The organism is Kitasatospora sp. NPDC053308 (assembly GCF_055585785.1).
Window position 1 is genome coordinate 237,214 of the sequence record NZ_JBVJJY010000008.1, and the last position, 19,260, is coordinate 256,473.

At 71.2% G+C, this 19,260-nt stretch carries 7 protein-coding genes; 4 read left to right on the forward strand and 3 right to left on the reverse strand.

The genetic code is table 11. From position 1 onward, the window contains the following. Positions 1-58: 58 nt before the first annotated feature. Positions 59-496 carry a hypothetical protein gene (locus ACZ6Y7_RS20490; RefSeq protein WP_465759311.1) on the reverse strand — a complete coding sequence of 146 codons (438 nt, stop codon included), beginning with the start codon at positions 494-496 and terminating at the stop codon, positions 59-61. Between the two features lie 18 nt (positions 497-514). Then, positions 515-6,832, reverse strand: a complete 6,318-nt coding sequence (locus ACZ6Y7_RS20495) for an RHS repeat-associated core domain-containing protein (protein ID WP_465759312.1) — start codon at positions 6,830-6,832, stop codon at positions 515-517. A gap of 123 nt (positions 6,833-6,955) precedes the next feature. On the opposite strand from ACZ6Y7_RS20495, the gene ACZ6Y7_RS20500 reads away from it, so the two are divergent. From ACZ6Y7_RS20500 to ACZ6Y7_RS20510, 3 genes are all read left to right on the forward strand, one after another. Further along, positions 6,956-7,363, forward strand: coding sequence for a hypothetical protein (locus ACZ6Y7_RS20500; RefSeq protein WP_465759313.1), 408 nt, complete (start codon positions 6,956-6,958; stop codon positions 7,361-7,363). Positions 7,364-8,218: 855 nt separating this feature from the next. Continuing rightward, the gene (locus ACZ6Y7_RS20505) at positions 8,219-12,469 is read left to right on the forward strand and encodes a ricin-type beta-trefoil lectin domain protein (RefSeq protein WP_465759314.1); all 4,251 of its coding nucleotides are present in this window, start codon (positions 8,219-8,221) and stop codon (positions 12,467-12,469) included. A gap of 192 nt (positions 12,470-12,661) precedes the next feature. Then, on the forward strand, positions 12,662-16,594 hold the full coding sequence (locus tag ACZ6Y7_RS20510) for a beta-N-acetylglucosaminidase domain-containing protein (RefSeq protein ID WP_465759315.1): 3,933 nt from the start codon (positions 12,662-12,664) through the stop codon (positions 16,592-16,594). Positions 16,595-16,786: 192 nt separating this feature from the next. On the opposite strand, the gene ACZ6Y7_RS20515 is transcribed toward ACZ6Y7_RS20510, so the two are convergent. Beyond that, on the reverse strand, positions 16,787-17,431 hold the full coding sequence (locus ACZ6Y7_RS20515) for an HNH endonuclease (RefSeq protein WP_402218463.1): 645 nt from the start codon (positions 17,429-17,431) through the stop codon (positions 16,787-16,789). A 522-nt stretch (positions 17,432-17,953) separates the two neighbouring features. On the opposite strand from ACZ6Y7_RS20515, the gene ACZ6Y7_RS20520 reads away from it, so the two are divergent. Beyond that, positions 17,954-19,135, forward strand: a complete 1,182-nt coding sequence (locus ACZ6Y7_RS20520; RefSeq protein ID WP_465759316.1) for a mechanosensitive ion channel family protein — start codon at positions 17,954-17,956, stop codon at positions 19,133-19,135. Positions 19,136-19,260 lie beyond the last annotated feature (125 nt).

The following is a 19,260-nucleotide window of genomic DNA, read 5'->3' on the forward strand; positions in this document are numbered from 1 at the left end:
TCACCCCGTTCAACGCGAACAGCGCCGTGGGCCCCTCGCCGGACAGCCAGGTGGAGCCCTATCGATCATCCTCTCGAAGAACACTCTCCGGAAGTCGCGAAAAAGCCAGGATGGCCTCCTTCAGCTCGGCCGCAAGAAGCTCCCGGTTCTGCTGCACGAGGCGACGAACCTCATTCGGTGGCCCCTCCTTTTCCGGGCTCAGCCTGAATCTCTCCCACGCTTCGAACACCCGACGCGTATGTCTGGTCAGGACACCGGAAATCAGAGATTGCTCGCGAAATGTCAAGCCCCTTCCCGGCGACCGAAGATAGACCTGTGAGTTCTCGGCAACAAACCTCCCCACAAGCACGCCAAGCTCATGACCAAGAAATTCGCAGGACAACATGACGATGGCTAGATTCAGTGGAGTTGAGGCCGCCGGCCCCCGGAGGGAATCCGGCACCTCCCACCTCTCTCTACCCTCATCCAACCATTCCCACCCTTCAGGCCGCTCCATCTTCCACCTTTCTCGCCGCTAACCAAATCGGGCCAGTAGCCACGCTTGCGCCTCGTCATTATGCGTGGGGATTTCACTTACCCCCCCTGCCCGCAGAACCCTGGCACAGTAGGACATGCAGCCTTGCTCCGGCAAGCTATAAGCAGGGTAGGCGCCTCTTTCCGTCTTGTACATCGCACTCTCAATGGCCGCCCTCGCCCCACCCGGCCTGGAAAGCGGAACCCTTACATTGATCGTAATAGCCGGCAACTCTGAAATCTCGAAATGCGCCACACCATTACTCGGACTCCCCAACCATCCGTCCTGATGAGTGCTGATCGCCCCTTCCCCATCAACGACAGTGATCAGGGCATGTTGCCGGCCATCAGGGTAATTTGCCAGGTGGACAATAGCCTCTCCTCCACCGTCCGACGATGCAACATCACCGCAGTTGTGCACAAGAATCGGCGTGGCCCCAGCCAGCACATAGTACGTGTGGAGGAAGTTGACGGTGAGGTTGTGGGTGGTGACGGCGTAGGGGTAGTTGCGGACGGACTGGACGGTGAGGGTGGTGCCGTCGGGCTGGCGGAGGTGTTCGCCGGGGGTGAGTTCGCCGGCGTCGACCCACTGCTGGCGGGTCTCGCTCCAGTAGGGGTGGTGGTAGGTGGAGGTGATCTTCGACTGGTCGGCCGCGGGCGGGGCGCGGGGGTTGGCGTCGTCGGTGAGGGTGAGGTCGGTGAAGTCCTTGTCGTCCGGGGTGGTGATGGTGGCGTTGACGGGTTCCGGGTGGGTCTCGCCGGTCTGCGGGTCGGTTGCCATGACGACGTCGCCATCGCGCACGTCACCGATGGGTTTGGTATTCCCGTCCGCCATCAGGACCAGGGTCGCGGCCGGGAAGCTGTTGCACTTTTCCGGGCTCGGTGCTGCGTCGTCGGCGGCCTTGGTTGCCTTTGGCTCTGTGCCTGCAGCATCGGCTGCTGATTGCTTTGCCAGCTTTTCATCTGCTGCCTTGGCTGCTGCCTTCTCGGCTGCTCGCGCCTCGGCTGCGGCCGTCTTGGCCGCGACCAGGCTTGCTTCGGCTTCCCTGGCCAGGCGTTCGCCGCTCCGGATAGCGGTGTAGAGCTTGCTGATCTCCTTGTAGATCTTCCAGGTCTCGACGCCGGCCTTGACGGCTTTGGCGAGCTTCCCCCAAGGCACTACGTTCAGAGCGGTCTGGATGCAGCCCATCACGTCGCCCTTGGTGAAGCAGTCACGGGCGTCGTTGTAGCCGATCAGGTCGCCGACGATGTCGACCACCTTGTGCACGAGTTCTTCGCGCTTCTGCTTGTTCACCCGGACGACGTGGTCCGCTTCATCGACGGCTCGCTTGGCCGCCTTCTCCGGCTCCGTGTCTTTCTCCACGACGTCCACCTGGGTGGTCTGGCCGTGTGAGTCCGTATGCCAGCCGGCGCACTCGCCGGCCTGGTCGCATTCGAGGCGCAGGCCGTTGGCGTCGGACTTGTTGATGGGGCTGTTGTTGGCGTACGCGTAGGCGTTCCACTGCTGGGGGTCGCCTGCGACGGTGATGGGGTCGGGGCTGATGAAGCGGCCCGCCTTGGGGTCGTACTCGCGGGCGCCGAGGAGGGTGAAGCCGGTGGACTTCTCCTTGGTGCCGCCGACGAAGCCCTTGTCGCCGGCCCAGACGCCCGCCGCGGGCTGGGAGCCGCGGTCGTTGCCGAAGGGGTCGGTGGGGCGGCGGACGTGGGCGAGGGTCGTGGAGTCGAACTGGACGCCGTTGGTGCCGTGCGGGTCCGCGCCCTGGTAGGCGAGGGTGGAGCTACCGCTGGTGGTGGTGCGGGTGATGGAGAGGCCGTTGGGCGCCGCGTAGGTGCGGACGTTGGTGACGACCGCGGTATTGGTGTCCAGGGTCAGCTGGTCGGCGCCCAGGTTGAGAGTGGTCTTGCCCGGGTCTCGGCGGATCAGCTGGTTGCCGGACACGTCGTACAGGTAGCTGGTGGCGCCGCTCTGGCCGGTGCCGGTGATCTGGTCCAGCTTGCCCTGGGCGTTCCAGGTCAGCGTCCTGGTGCCCGGGGTGTCGGTGATCGAGGTGGTGTTGCCCGCCGCGTCGTAGGTGTACGAGGTCACCGCGGTGCCGGCCGGGCCGGTCTGGGTGGACTTCATCAGCGCGTGCGGACCGCCCGTGCCGCCGCCCGTCTTCGGGTCGGTGGACGGGGCGTTGGGGCCGGTGCCGAAGGTCTGGGTGGTGGTGACGTCCTTGGTGGTGTCACCGTTGACGTCCTTCTGGACCAGCTTGGTGCGGTTGCCGACGAGGTCGTACTCGTACTGCTGCCAGTACGGCGCCGGGCCGCCGACGCTCGGCTTCCCGTTGCTCACCGACGGGCCGTCGGTGTTGGCGCAGGCGCCGACACCCGGGACGCTGGGTTGCGGCCTGGTGGTCTGGGTGCCGGTGTCGGTCCAGGCCTGGGTGAGCCGGCCGAGGTAGTCGTGGGTGAAGCACTGCAGGTCGGCGACCTCGCCGTCCTGCGCGTTGCGGGCCGAGGTGACCTGGCCCAGCGGGTTGTAGGTGTAGTCGACCGTGTCGACGTGGGCGGTCTCGGCGGTCTGCTTGTCCAGGATCGAGCGCGTCACCCGGCCGGTGGCGTCGTCGATCGACAGGGTCGCGACCACCTGGGCACCCGCGCCGCCCACGGTGGTGCGGTACGGCCGGCCGTACGGGTCGTAGCGCACGTCGGCCACGAAGGTCGTGGAGCCGAGGCCGAAGCTGCTGGAGAGTCCTCCGAACTGGCCGACGACGTCGGTGGCGAAGGTCAGCTTCTCCCGGCCCATACCGGCGACCGCCGGCATCGTCGTGGTCGTCAGGCGACCGGCGACGTCGTACGTGTTGTCGGTCTGATAGACGCCGGCGAGCTTGCCCTCGGCAGCAGGGATGGTGGTCTTGGCGCCCTTCTCCCGATAGCCGATGTCGTAGCCGGTGACCTCCGACTTGTACGCGGCTCCGCTCGCACCGCCCACGAAGCGAGTCGACGAGGTCGGCTTGCCCAGGGCGAGGGTGTCGAAGGTCCAAGCCGCGACCTGCTTGGCCGGGTCGATCGCCGTGCCCTCGTAGGCCGCGACGGTGCGGCCGAGCAGATCGGTGACGGACGTCGCGCTCTTGCCGCGGGAGTCCGTGACGGTGACCAGGTTCTTGCTGTCGTCGTACGTCGTCGTGCCCGTGCCCGAGTCCGGGTCGGTGGTCTTCACCGGGCGGCCCAGCAGGTCGTACTCGTACGTCCACTGGTTGCCCGCCGCGTCCTTGCGCCAGAGCTCCTTGCCGTCCGGGGTGTAGCCGTAGGTGGTCTCGTCGTACGCGCCGGTCGGGGTGTTGCCCTTGTACTGGCGCAGGGCCACGGTGTTGCCGCGGGCATCGGTGATCTTGGCGGAGGCGTAGCCACCGGCCGGCGGGGTGGTGCGGACTTCGTCGGCGCCGACGAAGTCGGTGTGGGTGCGCCACTGTTCCACGCCGTACGACTGGAAGATCGAGTCGACGACCTGACCCATGCCGTTGAACTTCTGGACGGTCTGCGAGGGGATCTTGCTGTCCGGCTCCACGCCGCCGTTGGGGAGGAAGAGCTGACCGCTGGGCTGCGCTTGGTCGTTGTAGTAGGCGGCGCTGGTCTTGGTCTGCCAACCGTGCGAGTCGAAGAGCGCATCGGTGATCATGCGGCCTGTGGCGCCCGAGGGCGTGCTGGCCTGGGTCTGCCGGACCCGGCCGAGGCCGTCGTAGATGGTGTAGCTGGAGGTGTACGTCACCTCCGAGCTTTCCAGGTTGCCCATCAGCGCCTGGCTGAGCACCTGCGAGGGCGCGTTGGTGCCGTTGACGGAGTAGGAGAACTTGCGGTTGGGACGGTTCGGATATGTCGAGCGATCGTTCCCCGGGCTCCAACTGGCCGATGCCCGACCGAGGGCGTCGAAGTCCTGCTCGCTGACCCGGCCGTTCTCGTCCTTGATCTTCAGCGGTGAGCCGCGGCCGACGTCGAGGGTGCTGACGGTCTGCCAGCCCATCGGGTTGGTGTGGGTGACCTGGGTGGGCAGCTGGCCGGTGGCCGGGGAGTAGGCGGTCTTGGTCTCGGCGCCGGTCGGGTGGGTGGCGTCCGTGCGGGTCGGGTCGACGGTGCTGATGACCCGGCCGTAGACGTCGAAGCTCGCCCGCGCGGTGGTCCGGTAGACCGGCTTGCCCGCACCGTCGTAGCGCTCCAGTACCTCGGTCGAGGTCTGCTCGGACTTGGCGCCGGACTGGCCGAGGGGCAGCCCGTCGAAGTACGTCCGGGTGTCGGCGACGGTGTTGTCCTTGGTCGCGGTCTGGCCGCAGGCCCCCTTGAGGACGAGGGTGCGCGAGGCCAGCTGCGTGGGTGCGCCGCCGGGGCCGGTGGCGTAGTCGAAGGAGGTGCAGAGCAGTTGCTCGGGGTGGGCCAGGTCGCCGTTGTCGTAGACGGTCAGCGGGCGGGCGAACGGCGTCGAGTCGTACGAGGTCGACCGCTCGCGGGTGCGCCAGCCGTTGGCCAGCTTGTCGCGGTTGGTCACCTTGAGGACGTTGACGGCGCGGGCGGTGATCGCCGGCATGCCGCCGGACTGGTTGCGGGTGGCCGTGATCGGGCCGAGCCACGGGTCGGAGACGACGGTGGAGAGGAGTTCGCCGTTCTCGCCGTTGTACGTGGCGGAGTCTCGGATGAAGCCGACCAGGGCGTTCTCGTCCTTGATGGTGCCGCCGTGGACGTCGGCCACGGTCACCTGGCGGGCAGTTCCGTTGGCGAGGACGTCACCGTCTATGCCGCGCAGGAAGGTGGCGACCGACTTGGTGCGCGGTGCCTCGACGTCGCTGCCGCTCCCGGTCAGGGTCGTGACCGTCGCGTACCCGCGGAACTGGTCCCAGGTGCGGTTCTTGGGGCCGGCCATCTCCGAGTCGTTGCGGTGCCAGGCGGCGCCGCCGCCGTACACGTACTCGGTGACGACCGCGGGCTGGCCGCCGGCGACCGAGTCCTCCTGGCTGACCGACTGGACGATGATCTTGTTGAACCAGTCGTTCACCGGATCCGGTGCGCTCTGGCCGGGCAGGTACCACTTGACCGGCATGCAGGCCATCGTGTTGCTGTCCTCGGACGCCGGCATCCGGCCGCCGGTTTCGCGCGAGCACTCGGCGGGCCGGTAGACGACGTCGATCAGACCACCGGTCTCGGTGGTGATCCTCTGGATGCGCGGACGGTTGTACGGCTCGACCGAGGCCGAGGTGCCGTCCGGTGCGACGATCTGGCCCTTGACGCGGTTGGCGATCTGCAGCGGCTGGAAGGACACCGCCGGGAGGGTGATCGGCGTGCGGTTGTTGGTACCGGTGTGCTGGACCGAGTCCAGCCACAGGGACGGCGAGGTGCCGTCACCCGGGTCCTGGAAGGACTGGTTGAGGGCGAAGGAGTCGACCGGGCGGTACGTGGCGCCGTCCAAGACCTCGGTGTCGATCTTCGTGAGCCGCTTGGTGGTCCAGAAGGTCGGCGAGTAGACGGTGCAGTCGCCGGTCGCGTCGCAGTTCTGGTCGATCGGGGTGTCCGGCCAGCGCTTGGCGTTGGCCTTGTTCCGCTGGGACGGGTCGCAGGTGAAGGCGCTGTCCGGCAGGCAGCGCTCGGCGGTGCGGAACCACACCTGGGCGGCCGGGTTGGCCTTGCCCTTGGCGGCGATCTGGTCGGGCAGGCGCTGGCCGTACCCCACCCAGGTCGGGTAGGCGGCGCGCTGGTACTGGGTCCGGGGGCCGTTGCCGTTGTTCTGGCCGCCGCCCTGGACGTAGTAGTTCTGCTCCTGGTCGTACCGGTAGGTGATCAGGTTCTGGTGCGGGTCGACGACGTAGTCCAGCGACCACTGCCAGCCCATCTGGTTCCAGCTGCCGGTCGCGGGCGAGCCGGCCTTCAGGCACGGGTCCTGGCCGCCGGGCCAGTACACGGGCAGGGTGGAGACCGAGTTGGCAGCCTGGTCGGTGCCGTCGCCCCCGGGCAGGTGGTTGGCGCCGAAGTAGTACTGGGTGCCGTCGACGGTGGTGATCCGCCAGGCCTCGCCGTTCCAGGCGCCGTTGTTCTGGCCGGTCAGCCGCTCGACCTTGGTACCGTCCTCGCCCTGCAGGTGCCAGTCGCAGGACTTGTCGTCCTTGACCAGCTGGCCCGCGTGGCCGGCGAGCGAGAGCTGGAGCAGGTCGCCGCCCCAGCACTGGTCGCCGGACTTGTCGATGCCGGCGTCCTTGCAGCCCTTGTAGGCGCGGACGATGGAGCCCGGGTGCCACTCCCAGCCCTCGCCGATCCAGGACGGCTGGGCGTTGGTGGAGGCGGTCTTGCCGTCCACGGAGGAGGAGTCGTAGCCCAGGGAGACGTCGGGCGCCGGTCCGGCCAGGGCGGAGGGCAGCTCGACGGTGTAGCCGTAGGTGAAGTTGCCCGCGTTGGCGCCGGCCTGCCAGGAGGCCGAGGGGTGAGCGGCGAGGCGGTGAAGTCACCGCTGCTGCCCTTGGCGTCCGCCTCGACGGCGAGCGCCACCGTGGCGGAGGCCGCGGTGTTCTCGAAGGCGCCCGAAGTGAAGGACTTGGCGGCCGCGGTCGCCGGCTGCGGAACGTCCACCTCGGCCAGCAGCCGGCCGGTGGACGCGTCCCGGTGGGACGGCACCGGGGTGCGGGTGGTGCAGCCGGCAGCGCCCGGAGTGGTCAGGGCACAACCGGGCAGCTGGACGATCCTGGCCCGGGAGGCCCAGTTGGCACCGGCGTTCTTCGCCCAGGCCTGGACGTCGATCCCGATCTGGACCCGACCCGGCTGCTTGCCCGCACCGGCGTCGGTCAGGGCGACCAGGGCGCCGTTCACGCCCGCGGCCTTCGTCCTGCCCTGATCGGCCAGCTCGACCTGGAGCGCCGGTGGGTCGTCCTTGGCTGGGGCGGCCGGTGCGGTCCCGGCAGCGGACTTCGCGCCCGGGGCCGGGGCGATCCAGACCGGCAACGAACCGGCCTGGACCGGCTGCGAGGGCACGGCTGTGTGGGCCGGGTCCGACGCGGCCGGTGCCGCGGCCGCCTTCGCCGCGGCACCCCCGACGACCGCGGTGGCCTTGCCGGACGGTGGGCTGGAGTCGGCCGGTGGCGACCACTTCTTCCCGGGGTCGGGCTGGTGACCGGCAGCCTTGCCGTTCGTGCCCTTCACCGGGTGGGTCTCCGGCACCGGCGTGTTCGGCGGCACCCACACCTTCGGCGGAGGATCCGCATGGGTGACGGCCTCGACCGAGGGAATCGTCACCACCGACATGCAGACGGCCAGGGCAGCTGTGACAGCCACTCTCAGACTGCGCTGACGTGTGAATAGTCCTACTTTGCGCGCCAACTGATCCCCCCTCAGGTACCGATTTCAGCAGGGCCGACTCGGCAGCCCGGGCTTCCGGAACCCTAGGGGCGCACCACCAGTTCGAGGTAGGAGGACTTCATGTTCACGCAGTGTGAGGATTGCCACCCGGAGAGCAATGTGACACCAGTCACGACAACTCGGACACCTTGCCCGCGTAACCCTTTGACAGCGAAGCAAATGTGACGGCAGCGTGCGGCTGATCTCCAGTCACACCACCTTCACACACGGGGACTTCATGCTGAGGTCACAACGTCCATCTCCTCCGACTCCCGGACGGAGCACAAGAAGCCGGACATTCGGTTCGGCCCTGCTGCCGCTCGCCTGCACGGCCGTCCTCTCCCTCGGTGCCGGCGTGCTGGCGGTACCGAGCACCGCCGCGGCCGCTCCCGCCGACCGCAACCACGGACCGGCCGACACCTCCTGGCCCGCGCATCCCGCGCCCCCGGCCAAGGGGCAGCCCGATGCCCGCTCGGGCCAGGCGGAGGCGATACGCGCCGCGCAAGCCAAGGCGAAGAGCACCGGGAAGCCCGTCGTCGTCGAGGCGTTGACCACGGGCAGCAGCCAGACCACCGCGAACCCGGACGGGACGGTGACCAGCGACTCCGCACCGGTGGCCGAGCGGGTCAAGGCCGCCGACGGCAGCTGGCGCGCCGTGGACGCGACCCTGCGGGCCGCCACCGACGGCACGGTCAGGCCGACCGCTGTCCCGTCCGCGCTCACCCTCTCCGGCGGAGGCAACGGACCGCTGGCCACCATGACGACGCCCGACGGCAAGAAGCTGGCGGTCAAGGCGCCGTTCGATCTGCCGAAGCCCGAACTCTCCGGCAGCAGTGCGCTCTACCGGTCTGTCCTGCCCGACGTCGACCTCGAGCTCAGCGCCACGCCCGCCGGTGGCTGGCGTCAGGTCCTGATCGTTCGCACCGCCCAGGCCGCGGCCAACCCGAAGATCACGAAGCTGCACCTGGACACCACCGCGGACGGCCTGACCGTCAAGGCGGACGCGAACGGCAACCTGACCGCCGCGGACGCCTCCGGCAAGGTCCGCTTCACCGCTCCGGCGCCGGTCATGTGGGACTCCACGCCGGCGGGCTCACAGCCCGCGTCGGCGGCCAAGTCCGCCGCCGCACCCCAGTCGGACGGCACCCCGGCGTCGGTCGGTTCCGACAGCAAGTCGCCCGGACCGGGCGCCAGGACCGCACCGATCGCCACCACCGTCAGCGGCGGCGGCATCGACCTGGTGCCGGACCCCTCGGTCCTCGGGCACGGCACCGGCCCCTGGTACATCGACCCGGGCTGGAACCCCAGTGTCGACAACGGCACCCAGGCCTGGGCGCAGGTCCAGTCGGCCTACCCCACCACCCCGGAGTACAACGGCACCAAGTACGGACAGGACAAGCCGGGCTCCGGCTACTGCGGCTACATCAACAGCACCAACCGCTGCGAGAAGGAAGGGAGGGAACGCGCCTACTTCCAAGTGGGCCTGAACTCGGCGTTCTGGGACTCGACCGTCCTGAGTGCCAAGCTCTACGCCACGATCGCCGAGTCCTCCAGCCCGTCGACGCCCACACCCATGGGCCTGTACTCGACCGGCTCGGCCACCAACAACCCGATCAACGAGTGGACGCGCTGGGAGGCCCAGCCCTGCCCGGAGCTGTCGAGCTGCGCCAAGGTCGGCCTGAACTGGATCTCGGGCGCCGGTGGCAAGGAATTCGACGTCAGCAGCCAGATGACCTCGGCGGCGCGCGAGCACTGGGGCGGCTGGACGTTCATGTTCGCCCCTGACGACGAGACCAACAAGTACTACCACCAGCGGTTCGCGAACAATCCGCACATCGTCGTCACCTACGACATCGCACCCGCCATCGGCAGTCCCGCCACCAGCCCCACCCCCGGCTTCGCGCGCGACGCCGCCTACAGCCAGTGCCAGACGCCCGGCACCACGAATCCCTGGGACAACCCGGGTTGGGTCGGGATCAACACCGACATCAACCTGAGCGTCGACACTTGGTCGCCGACCGGCGAACAGCTGTGGACCACGTTCAAGATCTGGGACGACGACGACGGTTCCTCGAAGCTCTACGACACCAACTGGGCCGCGAGTTCGGGCCGCAAGAACGTGAGCGTCGGTCCGCTGATCGACGGGCACCAGTACGGCTGGTACGCCGCCACCGACGACGGCACCCTGCACAGCGGGAACTCCCCGATGTGCTTCCTGCGCATCGACCGGACCCCGCCGACCGCCCGGATCACCTCGACCGACTTCCCCGAATCCGGCACTCTGGGCGGGCACCCGAAGCTCGTCGGCCAGGAAGGCGTCTTCACCCTCACCGGCACCGACCCCGCTCCGGCCGGCGGCGGCCGCTCCTCCGGCCTGGCCTGCGCCCGGTGGACCACGGACCCGGTCCAGGCCGCCGCCACCGGCTGGAACTGCACCGACGGCGGCAACATCGTCAAGATGAACGGCGACGGCAGCTTCCAGCTGTCGTACACGCCCTGGCACTGGGGGACCAACTTCCTCTTCCTGCAGACCCAGGACAACGCCGGCAACATGTCGCAGCCGGTCGCCTACACCTACTTCGTGCCGAGCAACCCCGCAGCGGGGGACCCGGTCATGGGCGACATCGACGGCGACCGGAAGGGTGATGTCCTGCTGCCGGACGGCACCGGCTCGCTGCGCCTGGTGGGCGCGAACGCCGACCCGTACGCGGCCCCGAACACCAAGCCGGCCTCGGCGCCCGGCGCGGCGGACAACCAGGACTGGAGCACCGTCCAGATCACTCACCGGGGCTCGTTCAGCGACCGGAACGTCGATGACCTGATCGCGCACGCTCCTGGATCCGCCAAACTCCTCCTGTACACCAACGACGATACGGTCGGACATCTCGATGGCCAGGCAGCCAACGAGCTGACCAAGAGCCGCACCTGCGTTCTGCCTGATGCCACACCGATCGACTGTGCAACCTACGGCAATAGCGGTGACTGGTCCTCGGTCACCCAGATCGCGGCGTTCGGATCGCCCACCGGCGACACACCCAGGAACCCCGGCACCGCCATGGCAGGCCTACCGCACTCCTCGTTGCTCTTCGTCGAACGCGGCCGGCTGTGGCTCAACCTGCAGGATTCCGTCAAGCACCTCGACGGGCCCGCCGTCCTGCTGTCGCAGAGCCAGGCTTGGGACTACTACGACCTGATCACCCCCGGGCCGACGAAAGGAACCAACATCCCCACGGTGTGGGGCCGGTCGAAGGGCGACGGGACCATCCACGCCTACCAGCTGGCGTCGGCTCCCGGGAACACCTTCGACGCCTCCGGATTCTCCGACCCCACCAAGGGCTGGCTGGCCAACGGCGTGGACGCGAAGCTCTACCCGAAGGTCGGGTCCAACGGCGACGTCACCGGCGACGGCGTCCCGGACCTCTGGGCCGTCGACACCAACAACCAGCTGGTCGCCTGGGCGGGTACCGGCACCAAGGCTACCGACGTCACCAGCGGCCCGACGGTGACCGGGCTGGAGAAGGACCCGGTCGCGCTGGGCAACCTCAACCACCCGATCGGCAACTGGCTGGCCGCCCCCAACGGCGGCAACACCGTCAGCGACGGCCAGAAGCGCGCCGACGGGACGGCCTCGGGCGTCGGCTGGGTCGGGGACACCGTGGACGGCCGGGCGGTCACCGTGGGCGCGTTCAGCCCCGGCGCGGGCTCGAACGTCACCATGTCCGGTCCGGTGGTCGACACCCGCAAGAGCTTCACCGTCTCCACCTGGGCCAAGGCGGGCCCGAGCGGTGGTGTGGTCGCCAGCCAGGAGACCGTCCACGGCAGCAACTTCGTGCTCTACACGGACGGCCCCGGGCGGAACTGGAACTTCGCCCTCGCCTACGCGGACGACGACAGCTGGTCTTATGACTACACCAGCACGGCGAACGCCAGTGCCCAGACCCGTCTGGGTGTCTGGACCCGGCTGACCGCGTCCTACAACGCGGACACCGGCATGATGGCGCTGTACGTCGACGGCGTCCTCGCCGGCACGGCGATCCACAAGGCGAGCACCAGCCCGCCGTCCTCGGGGCCGTTCGCGCTGGGCCGGTACCGGTACCAGTCGAAGCCGAGCCCGAGCTTCGACGGCAGCATCAGCAGCACCGCCGTCTACCCGTTCGCGGTGACGCCCACCGCGCCGAGCGTCACCGGGGTCGTCCGCTCGGCCGTCAACGGTGACATGTGCGTCGACGACGCCGGCGCGGGCACCGCCAACGGCACGGCGATCCAGCTCTACAGCTGCCACGGGGGCCCCTCGCAGCAGTTGTCGCTGGGCAGCGACGGCACCCTGCGCGTCCTGGGCGGGTGCATCGCCCCGCTGAACGCCGGGACGGGCAACGGCACCCCGCTCGAGTACCGCACCTGCGACGGTACCGCGGCGCAGAAGTGGGTTCCGTTCGCGAACAACGCGCTCTACCACCCGGCTTCCGGCCGGTGCCTCGATCTGCCGCAGTGGCTGGCGACCAACGGCGCCCGGCTCGACCTGTGGGACTGCAACTTCGAGGCGAACGAGCAGTGGAGCAACCCGAACCTGCGGACCGCCGTGCTGCCGGCTCCGCCGCGTTCCTGACGTCCCTGCCCCGAGCAGGGCGCCCGGGCCCGGTACGCCGATCGGCGTGCCGGGCCCGACGTGATGTCAGGGCCCTGTTCGCGACGGGATGAACCGGGGCAAAGTCGGCATAGCCGTCGACGGCGTTGACACCGGGTTGGGTAGCTGGTGGGGTGGCGGGCGATGTGGTTCTGGCCTGGCGAGGAGGCTCCTGTGCAAGCCCGAGTGTCCGTTGTGGCCGGGCGGCGGCTGAGGTCGCAGCTGGAGCAGAGCCCGGCGTTGCGGGAGGTGTTGCAGCACCCGGCGGCGTTGGCGGCGCGGCGGGCCACGGCGCGGACGTGCCGTCAACTGGCGCCCCGGACGGCGGACCGGCTGATCGCGGACCTCAAGGGGACGGAGCCGCTGCTGGCCTCGGTGCGGGCGGAGCGCGCGGCCGGGCGGCCGGGGCGGCGGGCGATGCAGATCGCGGCCGGGGTCGCGACCGCGGCCGTGGTCGGCGGGCTGCTGGCCGGGCCGCTGCCCTCGGCGGCGTACGCGGCGACGCCGGGGCCGGAGGTGGTGAGCACCGCGCCGCAGACCCCGCTGGGGAGCGTGACCGACCCTCAGGTGTTCCCGCGGCCGCAGCAGCAGACCGTGGCGGGCAAGGCGGTCACGGTGCCGGCCGCCGTGACGCTGGTGGCCTCGCCCAAGGCGGACATCGGCGCGGTGCTGGCCGTCCGCGAGGTGCTGGGCATCGCCGGCGCGACCGAGGTGACCCCGCAGGCGGACGGCGGGACGCCCGCCGCCGGTGCGCTGGTGGTGTACGTCGGCGGCCCCTCCGAGGGCGCCGACGGCGAGGTGGACCGGGTGCTGCGGCAGCTGTCCGCCGCGGCCGGCGGCAAGGACGGCGGCGCGCCCTCGACGGCGGGGATGGCCCCCGGCGGGTACGTGCTGTCGGCCGGTCAGCTGCCCGCGCAGGGCGGCGGGACGTACGGCGCCGTGGTGCTGGCCGGCACCGACACCACAGGGACCTTCTACGCCGCGCAGAGCCTGCGCCAGCTGCTGGCCGCCGTACCCGCCGGCCAGGGGCAGGCGGCGGGCGCGACCGGGCTCGGCCTGCCCGGCATCACCCTGCGGGACTGGCCGACCGGCGCGGCCGTGCGCGGCACCGCCGAGGCGTTCTACGGCACCCCGTGGACCGCGCAGCAGCGGCTCGACCAGGTCGACTTCCTCGGCCGCTCCAAGCAGAACTTCTACCTCTACGCCCCCGGTGACGACCCGTACCGGCTCTCCCGCTGGCGCGACGCCTACCCCGCCGCCCGGGCCGACGAGCTGCGCGAACTCGCCGACCGGGCGCGCCGCAACCACGTCACGCTCGGCTACGCCATCGACCCGGGACAGTCCCTCTGCTACAGCTCCGGCAAGGACGCCGACGCGCTGGTGGCCAAGCTGGACGGGCTGCGCAAGCTCGGCTTCACCGCCTTCCAGCTGCAGTTCCTGGACGTCAGCTACGACGAGTGGCACTGCGACGACGACCGGGACGCGTACGGCACCGGGCCCGCCGCGGCCGCCAAGGCCCAGGCAGCCCTGGTGAAGAAGGTGCAGGACCGGCTGATCGCCCGGAACCCCGGCCTGGCGCCGCTGTCCGTCGTCCCGACCGAGTACCACCAGCAGGGCGCCACGCCGTACCGCAAGGCCCTCGCCGCGGCGCTGCCGGACGGCGTGCAGGTGGCCTGGAGCGGCGTCGGCGTGATCCCGGAGAAGATCACCGCCGCGCAGGCCTCCGACACCGCCGACCTGTACGGGCACCCGCTGGTCACCATGGACAACTACCCGGTCAACGACGCCAGCCCGGACCGGCTCTTCCTCGGCGCCTACACCGGGCGCGACCCGGGGGTGGCCACCCGCTCGGCGGTGATGCTCACCGGTGCGATGCAGCAGCCGGTGGCCTCCCGGATAGCCATCGCCACGGCCGGCGACTACGCCTGGAACCCGCTCGGCTACAAGCCGGACGAGTCCTGGCAGGCCGCCGTGCGCTCGCTGGCCGGGCCGACCGGCGCCGCCGCGACGCCCGCCGGGGCGGCCCTGCCCGCCGTCATCGCACTGGCGGGCAACAGCGTCTCCTCGCCGCTGTCCAAGCAGGAGTCCGGCTACCTGACACCGCTGCTCGACAGGTTCTGGGCCGCGGCCGAGCCCACCTCCGGCGCGGCTCCCGACCTCGCCAGGCTGATAGAGGCCGCCGGCCCGCTGCGGGAGGCCTTCGCCGCGATGGCCGCCGCCCAGCAGACCCTGGCCGGCACCCCGGCCACCGCCCAGCTGGCCGGCGAGGCCGCGCCCTGGCTGGGCCCGCTGCGCGACTACGGGCTGGCCGGGCAGGCCGCGCTGAACATGCTGCTGGCCCAGCACGGCGGCGACGGCACCGCGGCCTGGAAGGCCCGGGTGGAGCTCAACCGGCTGCGCGAACAGCTCGACCGGGCCCCGGCCACCATCGGCACCGGCGTGCTCGGCCCGTTCCTGGAGCGGGCCGTCCGCGCCGCCGACACCTGGGCGGGCGTGGTCGGCGGCGCAGTCACCGCGACCACCAGCATGGGCACCGCCCAGGACCACCTGCCCGGGCTGATGACCGACGGGGTGGCGGACACCTTCTACTGGAGCTCCGCTCCCCCGCAGTCCGGCGACACGATCGGCCTGGACCTCGGCGCCGGGCGCCCGGTCAGCGGCGTCACCGTGCTGATGGGCGGCTGGGGGGACGGCCCGGACGCCCACACCGCCGCGGACGACTACATCCGCGACGGCGTGCTGGAGTACTCCACCGGCGAGGGCGGCTGGAAGCAGCTCGCCGTGGTCAAGAACCAGAAGACGGTCAGCGCCCAGCTCCCGCCGGGCACCCTCGTCCGCGGCGTGCGGCTGCGGGCCACCGCCGCGCAGAAGACCGCCGTCGCGGTGCGCGAGTTCACCGTCAGCGCCCCGGACGACTCCCCCGCCGCCGTCACCGGCGGGCCCGACGCGCTGCCCGGCTCCTCCGCCGCCGCCGTGCTGGACGGCAACCCGGACACCGCGTACCGGGCCGCCAAGCCGCCGACCGCGCAGGACCAGCCGCTCACCGTCGAGCTCGGCGCCGCCCGTCCGCTGGACCGGCTCACCGTGCTCACCGACCCGGGCGTGCGCGCCACCGCCACCGTCGCGGTGCGCCGGGCCGACGGGACCTGGGCCGACATCGGCACCGTGCAGCCCGGCTACAACGAGCTGCCGGCCGGCGGCCAGGTGGCCGACGCGTTCCGGCTGACCTGGAAGCCCGGCGGCGACCCGCCCGTGGTCAACCAGGTCATCCCCTGGTACGCGGACGCCCCGGCCGCCCGGCTCAGCCTCTCCGACCCGGCCCTGGACGTGGTCACCGGCGCGCCCTCGCCCGTCCAGACCCGGGCCACCGTGGAGGCCGGCCGGCCCGAGGGCACCACCGGCGAACTGCGCGCCGAGGTGCCGGCCGCCGCCAAGGGCCTGACCGTGACTGCGGCCGGCCCGGTGACCGTGCCGCGCGGCGGCCGGGTCGGCGTACCGCTGCTCGTCACCGCCGCAGCCGGCACGCCGTCCGGGACGTACCAGGTGCCGGTGCAGTTCGGGGCCGGGACGACCACCGTCAAGCAGGTGCTCCAGGTGCACGTGGTGCCGCCCACCGGCGGGGCCGACCTGGCGCTCGGCGCGAAGGCCACCTCCTCGGGCGACGAGACGGCGAACTACCCGGCCTCCGCGGTCACCGACGGCGACCCCAAGACCCGCTGGTCCTCCCCGGCCAAGGACGACGCCTGGGTGCGGCTGGAGCTGCCGCAGGCGACCAGGCTGGGCGCGGCGGTGCTGCACTGGCAGGCCGCGTACGCCTCCTCGTACAAGATCCAGGTCTCGGCGGACGGGAACTCCTGGACCGACGCGGCGACGGTGGACAACGGCAAGGGCGGCGACGAGACGGTGCGCTTCGACGCTCCCGGGGTCCGGTTCGTCCGGGTCCAGGGCGTGGCGCGGGCGACCAAGTACGGCTACTCGCTGTGGGGGGTCGAGCTGTACGCGGTGACCGCGCCGGCCCAGCCCCAGCCGCCGGCCGGCCAGCCCGCCCAGCCGGGCGGTGCGGCGGGGGCACCGGCGGCCCCGCCCGCGACGGCGCCGAAGCAGTAGGAGGGGCAGGGGCGGTCGGGGGCGGTCGGGAGCGGTGGGGGCACCGGCGGCGGGGTCCCGGCCCGGGGCCCGCTCGGGGCCCCGCCCCGGCTCCCGGGAAAAGGGCGGGCCGCCGGCTCCCCGGTGCGGGGGGCTCGGCGGCCCATGAGGCGCGTACCGTCGGCGTGACGGGAGGCCCTTGTGTCGCTTCGGTCAGGCGGAGAGCGGTTCGGGCTGCTCGCCGCGGCGGACGGGGCTCGGGTGGGCGACGTGCGCCCGGCCGATCGGGACCGAGTGGTTGGGCTCGGTATGGTCGTGGTGCTCGTACTCGCCCCACTGCGGGGCGCGCAGCTGGTCGGCGGCGCCGTACGGCTCCAGGTAGGGGCGCCAGCGCGGGTCCTTGATGCCGGTGCCGATGATCCGCCAGGCGAGTCCGCTGGGCGGGGCGGGTGGTCGCTTCATCCGCCAGCCGAGTTCGGTGAGGTGGCGGTCGGCCTTGGTGTGGTTGCAGCGGCGGCAGGCTGCCACCACGTTGTCCCACCGGTGCTGGCCGCCCCTGCTGCGCGGGATGACGTGGTCGACGCTGGTGGCGGCGGCCCCGCAGTAGACGCAGCGGCCGTGGTCGCGGGCGAACAGCGCCCGCCGGGTGAGCGGGACGGGCCCGCAGAACGGGACCCGCACGAAGCGGGTCAGACGGACGACGGACGGCGCCGGAAGGGCGCTGGTGGCGCTGTGCAGAGTGACTCCCGAGTCCTCCAGGCTGACCGCCTTGTGGTTGAGGACCAGGATGAGTGCGCGGCGCATCGATACGACGCCGAGCGGCTCGTAGGACGCGTTGAGGACCAGGACATGCGGCACGGATGCCTCCTTGGACGCCTGCGGCGCGTGGCTCGCGCCGGGACGAGCGGTTGGATCGCACAACGAGTGCGCGATCTCCCCCAGTGTCGCCTTACGCCTTTGTACGGCGCCACCACTCCTGTGTAACGGACCTGACGTGAACTCCGGGTGTGGTCCCTGTCATAAGCGGTATGCCCGGGGGACGGTCGGGTTGCACCCGGGTGCCCTCCGGGCATCGCCCGGGCACCGCCCGGTGGCCCTCCCGGGGGACGGATCGGCCGTCCGGAGCAGCATTCCGCGGGTGTGGCAAGGCCTCCGGGCCGGATTGCCCGGGGAGCGCACCGGAGCGTTGACGGGGCGTCCGGGCCCTTCCGTACGCCCTTCGGCGGCTTCTGGCGGCTTCCGGCGGCTTCCGGCGGGGCCGCGGGCCTCCTTCGGCGTGTCCGGCCGGGTGTTCGGTGCCGGATAGGCTAAGGCGCACGGTCCGCGGGCCGCTTGCCGGCGGTGCGGGCCCGACACGCCCCCTGCAAGGAAGGTCCGCACGTGTTCAGCTCCGGCGCCCCCGGTCTGTCCGACGCCGCGTCCTCGACGCCCTCCGCCCCGACGCCGGCCCCCAGCCCCACCGCGCAGCTGCCCAACCTGGACCTGCGGATCCCGACCAGCGCGCAGGAGGTCACGGACACCACCAAGCAGGCCGCCAGCTGGTTCGACACCCACTGGCAGTCCTGGCTGGCGTCCGGCCTGCGGATCGTCTTCATCGTGGTGCTGGCGATGGTGCTGCGGGCGGTGGTGCGCAAGCTGATCACCCAGCTGATAGGGCGGATGGCGCGCACCCCCGAGCACCAGGAGGAGAGCCGGCTGGGCGGGCTGCTGGCCAACACCGGGGTGGTGAACCCGGAACGGCGCCAGCAGCGCTCGGAGGCCATCGGCTCGGTGCTGCGCAGCGTGGCCTCCTTCACCATCCTGGGCACCGCGGCGCTGATGGTGCTGTCCGCGCTGGGGGTCAACCTCGCGCCGCTGCTGGCGAGTGCCGGTGTGGCCGGTGTGGCGATCGGTTTCGGCGCCCGCAACCTGGTCACGGACTTCCTCTCCGGGGTCTTCATGATCATGGAGGACCAGTACGGCGTCGGCGACGAGATCGACACCGGGGTGGCCACCGGCACGGTGCTGGAGGTCGGCCTGCGGGTGACCAAGCTACGCGGGGCGAACGGCGAGATCTGGTACATCCGCAACGGCGAGGTCAAGCGGATCGCCAACATGAGCCAGGGCTGGTCGACCGCCTCCGTGGACGTCCAGATCGGGTACAAGGAGGACCTGGTGCGGGCCGAGGACCTCATCGTGCAGACCGCCGAGCAGATGTCCAAGGAAGCCCCGTACGACGAGCTGGTCTGGGCACCGGTGTCGATCCTGGGCGTGGAGTCGGTCGCCGCGGACTCGGTGGTGCTGCGGGTCGAGGCGCGGACCGCGCCCGGCAAGGCAGCGGTGGTCAGCCGCGCGCTGCGGCAGCGGCTGAAGGTGGCCTTCCAGGGGGCCGGGATCAAGATCAAGGAGGAGGCTCCGACGGCCGCGGCCGCGGCGGCCGCCGCCGTGGCCGCCGCGGTGATGTCGCCGCCCACCGCCCCCGCGGTCGAGCTGTCCGCCCCGTCCGCCCTCGCCGACCCCACCTCGGCCCGGTTCAAGGCCACCGAGCCGATACCGCTCCCGAGGCCGGAGCCGGCGCCGTAGCGGCGGCCGGCCCTGGGGGGGGGAGGGGGGGGGGGGGGGGGGGGGGGAGGGGGCGTAGCCCGTGTTCTTTCCGGCTCATTGTTTTACAGAAGGGTCGGGGGAGGGGGAGGAGGGTGAGCCTCGCA